The sequence below is a fragment of the Nostoc sp. KVJ3 genome (assembly GCF_026127265.1).
Classification (GTDB): Bacteria; Cyanobacteriota; Cyanobacteriia; order Cyanobacteriales; family Nostocaceae; genus Nostoc.
The window spans coordinates 1-12,107 of record NZ_WWFG01000016.1 but is presented as its reverse complement, the minus strand read 5'-3'; the positions used below and the strand labels follow the sequence as shown (position 1 = coordinate 12,107).

The window sequence follows — 12,107 nt, the reverse complement described above, 5'->3', positions numbered from 1 at the left end:
ATATACCGTCTCATTTTTCTGATAGCAACTCTTTCCGATATACTATCCCGCTCTTTCGGCTTGAGATCCTTTAAGGCAGTAATCGCCTTATCAATCTTGCTATACGTAATCTGACCAGAATCTTTTGGCTCAACCATTGCTATGAAATTAAATTGATTATCATAATTCCCTTATTCTCCACTATTTTTTAAAAAAGCATAACTCCAGATTCTCAGATGGTTTCAGCTACGCTGATTAGAATTTTTGTTGCTGCTACGCCTAACCATCATTTATTAGATGCTTATATATTTATCCTGTTCAAGCTACGCTGTTGCTATGTTCCCCCGATGTTGACTGTTGCTGACTTTAGCCAATACACCTCGGCTACGCCGTCACAGTGATTCAGCAAACACTGATATAATTATGACGAAACAGCTATGCTGTTATCAGACTTCATCTCACTCTGAATCACCCGAAATCGTCCCCCAGCTACGCTGTCGTTTCCCTCGCCCCCAGTCTATCGCTGTGACTCCGTACATACGTAGCACACGATACTTCGCTTTCCCCGTATTTGGGCTAGAAGCAAGCCGTGCCTTTTGCCTCCGGCAAACCTCGCTTCGCTCGGACGACAGGCTTGCCAAAGGGGAAGTGTCCCCGCTTTGGAAACCCCCTCTCATACCTCCACAGTTATGCGCCCGAAACTGTCAAAAAACCTGCTTCGTACTAAGACATTAGAAGCTCGTATCAACGTAATCGAACACGAGATGATTAAGCTCAAAGCACAAGACGCGGGACTAAGCATAGCTGAATTAACTCGACGCAGTGTTTTACTAAAACCACTGCCAAAACGACTGAGCAAAATAACCCTAGCTACTTATAGAGAATTAGTACGCATCGGCAACAATATTAATCAACTTACCAGAGCTACCAATACAGCTATTAAAATGGGACTGCGACCACAGCAGATCCAGAACAACTAGAACAGCTACAACAACTCTTAAAACAAATTGGTCGGGAACTGTCCCAAATCGAAACTGAAATTACTGATGACGATGACATTGACGACGACGGAGAGCAGGAGGACTGGGAGTAAAAATGATTGGCAACTAAACAAGGGTAAAAGCTTTCGTGGACTCCTTGACTATCTTGAAAACAAAGAGCAGTCATCTTTAATTGGCGGCAATATGTTTGGCAGAAATGCCAGAGAACTCGCTAGAGAATTCCGACTGTCTCGACAACTTAATCCAGAAGCGGAGAAAGTAGTTCACATGTTTCGCTCTCACTAAGCCAGGCGAACAGCTAGACAATGATACTTGGTGCCTTGTAGCCGACAAGTACATCGAGGAAATGGGTTACACAGCTAACCAATATGCCATCTACCGCCACAGCGACCGCAACCACGACCATATACATATTTGCGCCAGCAGAATCAGTTTGGATGACGGCAAGATTACCCGCGATAGCTGGGAGTATGTGCGCTCTGAAAAAATCATTCGACAGCTAGAACTAGAATATGGTTTACAGCAAACTCTAAGTAGCAAGGAGAAACTGAACCGCGCCCCCAGCTATGGGGCAACAGCGACGAATCGAAAGGGAACAACTAGAATACGAGCATGGTTTGAGAAACACGCCGCCACAACAGTCAATCAAAACCCAACTAATTGAAGTAATCGACCGCGCCATAGTAGATAAACCGACTATGCCGCAACTGGTTGAGCGATTGCAATTACAAGGTGTAGAAGTTCGTCACGGATTAACACGCAACGGTAAAAGTAAGGGCATCTCGTACTCGTGGAATGACCAGAAATTCAGCGGCACATCTTTGGGGCCTGCCTATACATTCCCAGGTTTACAAAAACATAAGTTTATTGACTACCAGCCCCAACGGGATGATGAGCTTATTGAGAATCTGTTGAAGAATCCTAAAGAGCAAGCAGTGGAGAGCCAAAGATTCATAAATACAATCGTTGACTTTATTGAACAGTCAGTAGTTGATGATGCCTTGGCTGAAACGTTGCCACAATTAACAGAACAACTATCTATTTATCGGCAACAACTCTTTCGAGCTAAAACTGCATTCAATGACTTTGAAACAGCGTTGACGACTGAGTTGCAATCCCACGCAGATCAGAAAGCAATTTTGTCAATCTCTGATTATATTGAGCAATCAGCTATCGAGTCAGCTTTAACTGAAACAGTATTAGGATTAACAGAGCAACTATCTCAATACAAAGAGCAACTATTTATTGATAAAACTACATTCAATGACTTTGATGAAGCATTTACGGCTGAGTTGCAATCCCATGCAGTGAAGAAAGCCATTTTATCAATCTTTGATTATATTGAGCAATCAACTATCGAGTCAGCTTTAACTGAAAACAGTATTAGGATTAACAGAGCAAATTTCTCAATACAAAGAGCAACTATTTATTGATAAAACTACATTCAATGACTTTGATGAAGCATTTACGGCTGAGTTGCAATCCCATGCAGTGAAGAAAACCATTTCATCAATCTTTGATTATATTGAGCAATCAGCTATCGAGTCAGCTTTAAGCCAAGCAGTATTAGGATTAACACAGCAAGTTTCTCAATATCATCAGCAGCTACTTGAAGCGAAAAACTACATTCAATGACTTTGAAACAGCATTGACGGCTGAGTTACAATCTCATGCAGAGAAGGAGCTATCTTATCAATCTCTGATTACGTTGAGCAATCGACTGTTGAATCTGCCTTAAACTGAAACAGTATTAGAATTAACGCAACAACTTTCTCAATACAAAGAGCAGCTTGTTACAGCTAAAACTACATTCAATGACCTGATGCAGTACTTGCGAATGAGTTACAATCATATCTAGAGAAAAGAGCTATTTCATCGATTTCTGATATATTGAGCAATCGGCTGTTGAATCAGCATTAACCAAAACAGTATTAGAATTAACGCAACAACTTTCTCAATACAAAGAGGAACTCATTACAGCTAAAACTACATTCAATGACCTGGATGCAGTTCTTGCAACTGAGTTACAATCATATCTAGAGAAGAGAGCCATTTCATCAATTTCTGATTATATTGAGCAATCGACTGTTGAATCGGCCTTAACTGAAACAGTATTAGAATTAACACAACAACTTTCTCAAAATCACAGCACTATCAGCCGGAAGAAGCATATTCGACGACCTGGAAGCAGCGATTGTTTATTTGGAGCAACTCCATAGATCGCAAAAACCAGTAGACGCAATTGCTCTTAATCAAACTCCAACTATAACCACAGATGAACCAAAGCTAACCCCGAATCAAACAGCCGAGTTATATGAGTATTACAGCGCCGACTTGCAAAACTTATTAGTGACTGACCGAGATAAAGAAATTGCAATCAGGGCGCTATTAGATGATAAACCAGCCCAAGATGTTGAAGAAATTATCTTTGCCAGTCAGCCGGATGGACTATTGATGAAGCTAAAGCATTAGTTTTAATCGCTAACAATCAACTGGCACACTTACAAGAACAACCCAGTTTGTACCTCCACCAGAGGATGAAAGCAAAGGCAAGTACTACAGTATTACCTGACTCAAAAACGCGCTATAACTAATTTTCTTGTGCAACCATTACAACGGCAGGGTTGGGTTATATAGATCAACAGGCTCAGGTTTGTTTATCAAGCGGGGTTTAGATGGTTCTAAGTCAGGCGCACTGGTTTGGGATACCGCACGATTGACAATCGTTGTACGGAGTACCCCGAAAACAGCGATGGGCTACGCCCCGCGGAGGCGATCGCTCTCCTGGGTGGTTTCATTTCAAATTGGGTGGAGAGCCTGACGATAAAATTGAGAGAGTATACCTTGTTCTTCCCCCATTGATGCGCTGACAATGGCAGAGATTGATAGGAATGCACACAAGGGGCAACCACCAGTTAGAACAATGTACATGGCAGTGGATGACCAGGATAACTTGCCTTTTGAACTCCTCAGAAATATCAGCAGAATTGGACTGGCATTTAATAATGATGATCTTGGTAATGAAGCTGCCCAGGTTGTTCAGGAAATGCTACCCCAGGCTAAAAGAATTGCACCCAAGGGGCTTAGTTGGAATGAGGTTTTTGTTAGAGAGCGGCAGCAGCAGCAAGAGATGCTGGAGCAAAAGCAACGGGGGCGAGGTTTTAGTCGATGATCTCGCGCCATCGCCGACGAACTCGTGACCGCTACGCTCTCGAGTCGGTGGCTCTTACGGGCAGAAAGATTACTGGTTGGGCCAACTAGATCGTGCAAGCCGCAAGAGCCACTTCGCTGCGCCGACTCCGAGCCACGAGTTCTTAAATCCTGTAAAGAAAGACACTGTAGACCTTTTGAATATATTAATGCTTAACAGTGGGCAGGTAGTACGGAGAGGTTTTGGTAAAGGTGCCGTGCGATCGCTATGCCGGCCAGCATAGGACAATCAGCTTGCCACTGAAGGGAAGTGAGGTAAGTAATTAACAATGTCAAAATAGTATCAAAATTGAGCAATGCCTACTCAATAGTAGAGATTACGGAGTTGCTTGAATTAAAGTTGACAAATATTTCCGTAGACTTCGGGGCGGCAAGTGTTAACGCCTAAGCAGAAAAATCATGATCAGCAGAAAAATTATTAGTCAAAGTTCTGAGCAGCACTCCTGTCAAAAACTCATCATGTTACCTGAACGGATAAAGCGTTCAGCCATTTTTAGAGCTTCCAGAATATCTCCTGTCAAAAACTCATCATGTTACCTGAACGTATAAAGCATAGCTGAATTTACTAATTGGGCGTTAACTGATGAAAAATATCTGTTTCTATCGTCATCACAGTTTACAATCGAGAAAAACTACCTTGCTGCGGCAATTAAAAGTGTCCTAGCTCAAACTTGGTCTGACTTGAATTGTTAATCTGGGACGATGGCTCTACAGATCGCTCCGTTGAAATTGCATCCGAGTATGCCCAGCAAGATCAACGCATCCGAGTCATAGCTGCCAAACATACTGGTATTGCCCCTGCTATCCACGGAGCGGTTGCAGCAACCACTGGAGATTATATCGGTTGGGTAGACAGTGACGATATTTCTAGCTCCAACCGCCTTAGAACAGACAATTTCCATTCTGAATAACCACCCTTGGTAGGACTTGTTTACACAGACTATCAACTAATGGACGAACAGGGGAACCTGCATGGAATCGGGCAGCGTTGCCAAATCCCCTATTCCAAAGAACGGCTACTTGTTGACTTTATGATCTTCCATTTCCGCTTAATACGCCGCACCGTTTACGAGCAAGTGGAGGTATTGATCCGAACTTTACTTATGCCGAAGAGTATGATTTGTGTCTAAAACTGTCTGAAGTCACCGACTTTTACCATATCCCTCAACCTCTTTATTATTATCGCCGTCACTCTGGCAATTTGACTAACGAACAGTTTGAACCGATTCGCTGGTCTCAAAAAGCAATCAATAACGCACTCAAAAGGCGGGGGTTAGACAGCCAATATGAGCTATCTATGCAAGTCGTCGCTCATTTTACTATTAAATCTAAACACCGCTCTCAAAAACACTTCTAACTCCCCTCAGCAAATTTAAATTCACCAACCACTGTTTCGATTATCATTCCAACTTACAATCGAAAAGATTATCTTAATCACGCTCTCGATAGCGTCTGTTGTCAAACCTATACTGACTACGAAATTATTGTAATTGATGACGGTTCTACCGATGGGACTGCTGATTGGATTCATACACACTATCCACAGGTAAAACTGTTACAAATACCCACTAATACTGGTGCTGCTGCCGCTAGAAATTTGGGCATCAAAAACGCACTCGGACAATTTATCGCCTTCCTCGACAGCGACGACCAATGGCTACCAGATTACCTGCAACATCAAATTGACACTCTCAAACAAAACACCCACTCTGTCCTCAGCTACTGCAACTATATCGCCATCACAAGCGTTGACCACAAGGGCGACCGAATGAGCCTCAGTCCAAGCCATCCTGATGACCTGATTCTTTCAATGCTTTGGCGATGTTTCATTCAGGGGTACAGCCGGGATACGTGCAAAATGGGACACGTTGTAAAGTTATGTAAACAAAAACTCTACAACCCTTGCCAGAACTACCTTCATAATTTCTCAAGCCAAAACTAAGAGCTTGTCATCATCCAACAAATTCGGTACAGTCTCCATATCAATCAAGTAATCGCCGAAACGCTTGATATGACTCGTCATATAAGGACTCAACGCCGCCACATCTTCACGAGTAATCAAATAACCAGCTTTCAGGAAATCACGCAAAACCTCAGTCAAATCTACAACATTGTGGAAGATCACAGCATTAGCAACCAAATCATTATATTTAACAATCTTCTCCTGCTCAATTGGGTCATTATTAGCAAATAACTCCAAAACCACCGAAGAAAAACCACTTTGAGAAACCGTTATAAGACTCAACAATATTCGTTGCCGCAGTAATCTGTTGTCGTAACTTCATATCCGAAATATATTGCAACAGAAATACCGTCCTGATTACCCGTCCTAACTCCTGAAAAGCTTGGTATAATCTGTTTTACGACTATAGTTTCCCAGTTTTCGTAACAGCACCGCACTCGAAATCTTGCCAGTTTGAATCGACAGCACAACCTGTAAAATATCTTGCCAATGGGTTTGAATTTTCTCCCAATCAATCGCATCCTTGAACAAAGAATCAATATGCTTGTAAACCGTATCATTATCTGGGCGAAGAAATTTAAATCTTTCCAATTCCGAATCCGGGCATTAACTTAATCCCCAACATATGTGATAATGCAAACACAGGCGTTGATTGCCCTTGAGTATCTGCGTGAATCGATGAGGCGAATATCAGAAAGATTTTTTAACAAACCCTCAATAATATAAACAGCCTCCCAGGTTCCGCAGGAAATAAAATGACTAAATAGCGCCACATAGGTATCAGAAACATGGTGGTAAGCAATGCCTCCGTAGCCACCATAGCGGATATGATACTCAGAGAGTAAATTTTCTTCGTAGAGTCGTACTTAGTCCCATCAGCCGCCGCAGTTGTCCCATCACCCCAAATGCTCGGAAGCTTTAAAACATTGTAGCGATTAATAATATCCACAAGGCTGCATCAATTTATCCACACTCACATGACGCCGATTAACAAACGATATTTCCTTACTTGTGACAATACCCGCATGTGTCTTGCAGCTTGAGTCGGCCCCAAATTACAACCATAGGTGAAACTAGTCAACAAATAACGTTCTGTCGCCCGTTCTAATTTCGGATCGCTGCCGCTCATCGGCCCAAAATGGCGTGTAAAATTAGTCCAATAATCGACATTCCGCAGAATATCAATCAAATTACGTTCACCAAACCTTTGTTCCACAGCCTCAAGTAAGTCTTAGCTGATGGACTCAAATCATGACGTGGAATTTTTTAATACAGGTTCACCCAAATCATTAATCACAAGTTGACGATTATCTGGATAACCAGCATCCACTTTAAAAGCCGTTACAGTCAACAAAGACTTGAGTTCGTAAACATTACCAACCGCATCACTAGCAAAACCCAAATCTCCACAATACTGGTCAATCAGTGGTAAACATTCTGACCAAGGCAACAACTGTTCTCGTGGTCAGCGTAATTCTCACTTCCCTTGACGCAAATATCCCCCGACCTCAATTCAGCCATTAAGTAAGAAAAAACACAAACTTCCAGATGGCGACGCACAATTTTAGTTTTGTTTCCTTGTTCGACGAATAAAAGTTTCTGCCATTGAGGAGAAGCAAAATCTAAATCAATTATTATTGAAGAATTGACCCCGCCGTGACTGATTTTCTAAAATAAAATTTAATGCCTCAACTACACTTTGTTCGTTGGTAGTGGATGAAAACTTCAAAGCACCTAGCAACCGAAAGAAAGTACTGCGATGACTTTTATAAAATTGCCACAATAGGGGAAAATAATTATTTCCCTTATAGGCATTTATCGCCTCACATTCAGTTAATAGTTGTTCAGCACCACCGGATGGAATGAGTACTTGATTAACTCGCTCGACCGGATCGACAGTCTGAACTTCTGGCGGTTCATCAACCAATACTTGTAGAACATTAGTGAAAACCCCCAGTAACTTCTCAACCGTTGATTGATATCTTTGTTTGATAAGTTCTAATTCTCTTTTGGCATGATTATGAATTAACTGCATTTTTTTGAGAAACATCTCGACCAAATTATCTCGCGTCATCACGCTTGCCGAGTAAATCAGGCATAATATTAGAGTAATTCGTTTTGGCAAATTAAACTCTTTGATTTCACTCGCATCTAATACTCTCGCTTCAGCAGCAAAGTGTTGAATCTTAGCTGCTGTCATATCAGCAAGGAGTGGTTTAATATCTCCCAAAGAATCAAGCCAGATTGAATGTACAATTAAATCATTGAGATGATTGCGGGTTGGGCGTTTAGGAAGTTGCTTGAGATTATTGTAAAGACTTCTATATTCGACTGGATGATTATCTAAAAGGTCGAGTAGACGTTGTTGATAATCATTACTTAGGCGACTAAGTACCAAATTGAATAGGTTTTGATTGACTACATTCCTAACTCGGCGTACTAATCTATTTAATGTGTTAAATCCTGGTAATTCATATCTATTTTTAATTAGTTCGGCAATTGCCACATTCATTAAATCAGCAGGATTATCCATCACCTGGGCTGATTCATTCACCGCAGATACCGCTAAATGCAGCGCAGTCTGATTAAAAGATTTAACTTGAAGATATTCGCGGATAGCTGTTCGATGTCGGTACATTGTTTTGTTATTTTCATAACCTAAAACAATATCAAGAGCAAATTTTAAATGACTGCGAATATGGTTAATAATTTTCAGTGGGATATCTGCAATCGATGGAAAGTAACCCAGTCTTTGGAATGATTTTAAAATGACGAGCAGACTCAAATATTACTTTCACCTTTCGTCGTATTGTAAGCGAAAGCAATTTCGGATTTAGTTGGAGTATAATCTCAGTAAGTTCTTTGGTGGTAAATTGGCGTTTGAATCTAGGATAAGCGGTACGTTCAATTGATGTCACACTGATATTGATGGATTGTCCATACTGGTATTTGCTTTTATAGATATAAAACAAAATCTTCACTTTTTCTTTGGTTCGAGAGTTTTTTCTCAAAGCATGCTCTCTGTTACTACCAATTTCAACAATCGTATTTTTGTAATAAAAGCCGCAAAAGGACAGTAGGAATGCTTGAAAGTTGTCACTGATTTACCACATTTGAGACAGTGGGCAACAAGCTCAAACCCGCACATAAAGCAGTACAATGACCTGATATCGTTCCAAATCGGTTCTGTGGGTGTCCCTGGAGTCCAGCATTGGGGACAAAATTTAATGCTGGTAAATGGTTGCTGTATTTCCTCATCGCTACAAATTCCTTCTAAGTACTCAATTGGTATCGATAAGCCCTAGCTAGCCCCCGACGGGTTTTGTGATTTAATCTCGTCGTGATCCCCCGTTCTATTTTTCCGTATGTATGCAGGTGAATACCAGCCTGATGAGCTAGCTGATTTTGACTCATCTTTAATTCCACACGCAACCGCTTAATGTAGTCGCCAATCGGTTCCTGTGGCATGGGTGTCTTCAAAGTATCCATCAAGAATCATCATTATTATTCTAAAAAAAGATATATTAAATAATGATTGTTTGTCTCGATAGAAATTACATAAATTGGAGAGAAATTGACTGTTACTTTAGCCACTGTTATTACTGAGTTTTTGTCACGCCCGGATTTAGCTAAAAGTACCAGACGTACTTATGAATTGGTGTTGAAACCAATACTTGGAGAATACGGTATTTGGGAGATTGAGATTATCGGTAAGCAGACTTTAATTGAGTATTTAAGAAGTTTGGATGATTGCAGCTATACAACTCATCGCAAGTACCAAGCAATACTACAAAGTTTGTTTAATTTCGCTGTGGAGCAAGGTTATATTAAGTTTAATCCCATTAATGGTTTAAAACAGCGTCAACCAAATCCTGATAGGGGAGAACATAAAACTGATTCTGTAGTAAGATATTTAACACCTGAACAGTTAAATATCCTTTATTATTCTGTTAAATCTGACCTACGTATGAATGCTATAGTGCATCTTCTACATCGCTCAGGTTGCCGTATATCAGAGCTTTTAGCGTTAAATATAGATGATGTTAACCAAGACTTATATAAATTCAAGTACTTGGTAAAGGTAACAAACGGCGTTGTTGTTATTTTAGTGATGGGGCTGCCGAGGCATTAAGTAAATTTATCTTATATGAGCGCCACAATACCGTAGATGCACTCTTCACAGCACAACAGCCAGTGACTAAAGTTGTTAGTAGAATTAGCTATCGCACTGTGCATGAATATTGGCGAGAGTTAATAAGTATATATCCGGAGCTAGTCGGAGTCAGAATCCACGATTTACGGCATACTTTTGCTACTGAGCGTGTTGGGCTAATGGGTATTGAGGAATTGCGGGCACTGATGGGGCATGAGAATATTCAAAAACTCTACGTTACCAAAAAGTTACGTCTGCTAGGGCGGAAGAAGTTGCACGTCAGGCTTTAAAAAGTTTAACTTAAATTCTTAAGAGTTTATATTTTGACAATGCTTTTTACTATGAAGATTAAAATTATTATGCTGATATTTAGCACGAGTTTTTATACAAAATAATCATGTTTTTGCTGGTAGTTGAAGAGAAGACACTATACTCTGCGTCAAGAGAGTGAGTTTTGGGAAAAACTAACCCATACAGTTTGCATTATTGCAAGTATATTAACAAAACTTTGCATCGTGTCCCATTTTGCACGTATCCCGGTTGTACCCCATTCACACACTCTCTCAAGTCGTCGTACCCAAATCTGTCTTCCAAACAGTTGGTTTATTAAACGAACAGTTGAAAGGCTGTCATGACTGGGAGTTTTACTTAAGACTTTTTGCACACGGGACTCCAGTACACATCCCCAACTATTTAGTTCGCAAACGCTGGTTGCCTGACAGCATCGTTACTCAATCTAACTGTACTGGATGGTTAGCAAATGGGCTTCAAGTCCTAGAAGAATTTTATCGTCGCCCCGCCAACGCCTGCTACAGCGATTTGCGACCAACCATTGAAACTCATTTTCGTACAACTGTAGAACAATTCAAGTCATACATTTTCCCGCTTTCAATCAAAATCAGAGCCAGTCCATCACTGCCTCCCTAGTTTCCATTATTATCTCTAGTGATAACGCCAGCAGATTTGCCGCCTGTCTACATAGTTGCCAACAACAAATTTATCGAATCTGGAAATTATTATTGTTGAACACGACTCGACCGAGAACTTGAGCGAAATTAGTCGCCAATTTGCCAGCACAACTAAAGGACGTGTAATTAACTCAATGCCAGCAACCAGGAGCGAGTGCTGCTTACAATCATGGATTAGCTTTAGCTACTGGTGACTATATCCAATGGCTTTCTGGCTCAGATGAATTGACACCCCAAAAAATTGCCTTGCAAGTAGCAGCATTAGAACAAAATCGTCACTTTGACATTGCCTATGGTGATTGGCAATGGTGCTTTTATCAAAACGAGCAGTGTCAATTGAGAATTGCTTTCGCATTCCAACAGAATGACGACGAAAGAATGCAGAGACTAATGCATAACTGGCAACCTCTTCATGCCTTCCTAATTCGTCGCTCTACAGCAGTGCGCTTGCAAGAGTTACAAGTGTGGAATGATCCACAGACTCAATTGGATGCAGACCGGGAGTATTTAACTCTAGCAGCAATAGTGGGGTTTCGTTTTCTTCACGTTCAACATTCTACCGTCCTCTACAATCATTTCTCCTCCAGTCAGATGAAGTTGTCCGACTCTTACGTTCTGAGAGTCGAGAGACTCAAGCAAATGTTTTTACGCTTTCAATACCATGCCACGATGCAGCCACTAAGTGAAATTACAGAACAACATTGGTTTCTGCTCAAGCAAAGTTGGGATTTGTGGAAACTCGCACCAGTCACACTTCAGCAACACGGAGAAGACGCTTTTTTTCTTCAGCACTCTCAAAAAGCTAGGAATGCCGCTCAACTTAGCCCAAGCCA

At 41.1% G+C, this 12,107-nt stretch carries 21 protein-coding genes and 2 pseudogenes; 15 read left to right on the top strand and 8 right to left on the bottom strand.

All coding sequences use genetic code 11. The features are described 5' to 3' along the window. Nucleotides 1–215: 215 nt before the first annotated feature. The 11 genes from GTQ43_RS40370 to GTQ43_RS40320 all read left to right on the top strand — a co-directional run bounded on the left by GTQ43_RS40370 (nt 216) and on the right by GTQ43_RS40320 (nt 6,132). Nucleotides 216–380, top strand: a complete 165-nt coding sequence (locus GTQ43_RS40370; protein ID WP_265278241.1) for a hypothetical protein — start codon at nt 216–218, stop codon at nt 378–380. A gap of 288 nt (nt 381–668) precedes the next feature. Next, complete coding sequence (locus GTQ43_RS40365) at nt 669–959, top strand: MobC family plasmid mobilization relaxosome protein (protein WP_265278240.1); 291 nt, start codon at nt 669–671, stop codon at nt 957–959. Between the two features lie 66 nt (nt 960–1,025). Beyond that, entirely contained in the window at nt 1,026–1,265 is a 240-nt protein-coding gene (locus tag GTQ43_RS40360) for a hypothetical protein (RefSeq protein ID WP_265278239.1), read from the top strand. A gap of 52 nt (nt 1,266–1,317) precedes the next feature. Beyond that, nucleotides 1,318–1,644 carry a relaxase/mobilization nuclease domain-containing protein gene (locus GTQ43_RS40355; RefSeq protein ID WP_265278299.1) on the top strand — a complete coding sequence of 109 codons (327 nt, stop codon included), beginning with the start codon at nt 1,318–1,320 and terminating at the stop codon, nt 1,642–1,644. Further along, complete coding sequence (locus GTQ43_RS40350; RefSeq protein ID WP_265278238.1) at nt 1,598–2,413, top strand: hypothetical protein; 816 nt, start codon at nt 1,598–1,600, stop codon at nt 2,411–2,413. Before GTQ43_RS40355 ends, GTQ43_RS40350 begins: the two co-directional genes overlap by 47 nt. Before the next feature lie 58 nt (nt 2,414–2,471). Further along, entirely contained in the window at nt 2,472–2,615 is a 144-nt protein-coding gene (locus GTQ43_RS40345) for a hypothetical protein (protein WP_265278237.1), read from the top strand. 567 nt (nt 2,616–3,182) lie between these two features. Next, complete coding sequence (locus GTQ43_RS40340) at nt 3,183–3,452, top strand: hypothetical protein (protein ID WP_265278236.1); 270 nt, start codon at nt 3,183–3,185, stop codon at nt 3,450–3,452. 400 nt (nt 3,453–3,852) lie between these two features. Then, entirely contained in the window at nt 3,853–4,152 is a 300-nt protein-coding gene (locus GTQ43_RS40335) for a toprim domain-containing protein (RefSeq protein WP_265278235.1), read from the top strand. 724 nt (nt 4,153–4,876) lie between these two features. Then, complete coding sequence (locus GTQ43_RS40330) at nt 4,877–5,101, top strand: glycosyltransferase family 2 protein (RefSeq protein ID WP_265278234.1); 225 nt, start codon at nt 4,877–4,879, stop codon at nt 5,099–5,101. A gap of 209 nt (nt 5,102–5,310) precedes the next feature. Further along, entirely contained in the window at nt 5,311–5,547 is a 237-nt protein-coding gene (locus tag GTQ43_RS40325; protein WP_265278233.1) for a hypothetical protein, read from the top strand. A 39-nt stretch (nt 5,548–5,586) separates the two neighbouring features. Next, the gene (locus tag GTQ43_RS40320; RefSeq protein ID WP_414859206.1) at nt 5,587–6,132 is read left to right on the top strand and encodes a glycosyltransferase family 2 protein; all 546 of its coding nucleotides are present in this window, start codon (nt 5,587–5,589) and stop codon (nt 6,130–6,132) included. Here the strand turns inward: GTQ43_RS40320 and GTQ43_RS40315 are convergent. The 8 genes and pseudogenes from GTQ43_RS40315 to GTQ43_RS40290 form a co-directional block, all read right to left on the bottom strand. Continuing rightward, nucleotides 6,118–6,438 carry a transposase gene (locus GTQ43_RS40315; RefSeq protein ID WP_265278232.1) on the bottom strand — a complete coding sequence of 107 codons (321 nt, stop codon included), beginning with the start codon at nt 6,436–6,438 and terminating at the stop codon, nt 6,118–6,120. The two genes, GTQ43_RS40320 and GTQ43_RS40315, sit on opposite strands and share 15 nt — an antisense overlap. Beyond that, nucleotides 6,374–6,684: pseudogene (locus GTQ43_RS42040) on the bottom strand (Tn3 family transposase). The gene GTQ43_RS40315 and the pseudogene GTQ43_RS42040 overlap by 65 nt, the downstream one beginning before the upstream one ends. A gap of 46 nt (nt 6,685–6,730) precedes the next feature. Further along, nucleotides 6,731–6,829: a Tn3 family transposase gene (locus GTQ43_RS42035; RefSeq protein WP_414859205.1), complete on the bottom strand. Its 99-nt coding sequence runs from the start codon at nt 6,827–6,829 to the stop codon at nt 6,731–6,733. 67 nt (nt 6,830–6,896) lie between these two features. Next, nucleotides 6,897–7,282 (bottom strand): annotated as a pseudogene (locus tag GTQ43_RS42030) (Tn3 family transposase); the annotation flags it as partial. Between the two features lie 120 nt (nt 7,283–7,402). Then, nucleotides 7,403–7,603, bottom strand: a complete 201-nt coding sequence (locus tag GTQ43_RS40300; RefSeq protein ID WP_265278230.1) for a hypothetical protein — start codon at nt 7,601–7,603, stop codon at nt 7,403–7,405. A 177-nt stretch (nt 7,604–7,780) separates the two neighbouring features. Beyond that, nucleotides 7,781–8,938, bottom strand: coding sequence for a DUF4158 domain-containing protein (locus tag GTQ43_RS40295; RefSeq protein ID WP_265278229.1), 1,158 nt, complete (start codon nt 8,936–8,938; stop codon nt 7,781–7,783). A 222-nt stretch (nt 8,939–9,160) separates the two neighbouring features. After that, a complete protein-coding gene (locus GTQ43_RS42025; protein ID WP_414859202.1) occupies nt 9,161–9,313 on the bottom strand; it encodes a hypothetical protein in 153 nt (50 codons plus the stop codon). A gap of 113 nt (nt 9,314–9,426) precedes the next feature. Continuing rightward, nucleotides 9,427–9,642, bottom strand: a complete 216-nt coding sequence (locus GTQ43_RS40290) for a helix-turn-helix domain-containing protein (protein WP_265278228.1) — start codon at nt 9,640–9,642, stop codon at nt 9,427–9,429. 85 nt (nt 9,643–9,727) lie between these two features. Here GTQ43_RS40290 and GTQ43_RS41650 point away from each other — a divergent pair, with 85 nt between their 5' ends. The 4 genes from GTQ43_RS41650 to GTQ43_RS40275 all read left to right on the top strand — a co-directional run. Further along, entirely contained in the window at nt 9,728–10,285 is a 558-nt protein-coding gene (locus tag GTQ43_RS41650) for a phage integrase N-terminal SAM-like domain-containing protein (RefSeq protein ID WP_321162572.1), read from the top strand. Next, the gene (locus GTQ43_RS41645) at nt 10,216–10,596 is read left to right on the top strand and encodes a site-specific integrase (RefSeq protein WP_321162574.1); all 381 of its coding nucleotides are present in this window, start codon (nt 10,216–10,218) and stop codon (nt 10,594–10,596) included. The genes GTQ43_RS41650 and GTQ43_RS41645 overlap by 70 nt, the downstream gene beginning before the upstream one ends. Nucleotides 10,597–10,846: 250 nt before the next feature. After that, a complete protein-coding gene (locus GTQ43_RS40280) occupies nt 10,847–11,233 on the top strand; it encodes a hypothetical protein (protein WP_265278227.1) in 387 nt (128 codons plus the stop codon). Nucleotides 11,234–11,472: 239 nt separating this feature from the next. After that, the coding region (locus GTQ43_RS40275) for a hypothetical protein (protein WP_265278298.1) at nt 11,473–12,107 on the top strand (635 nt) is incomplete at its 3' end.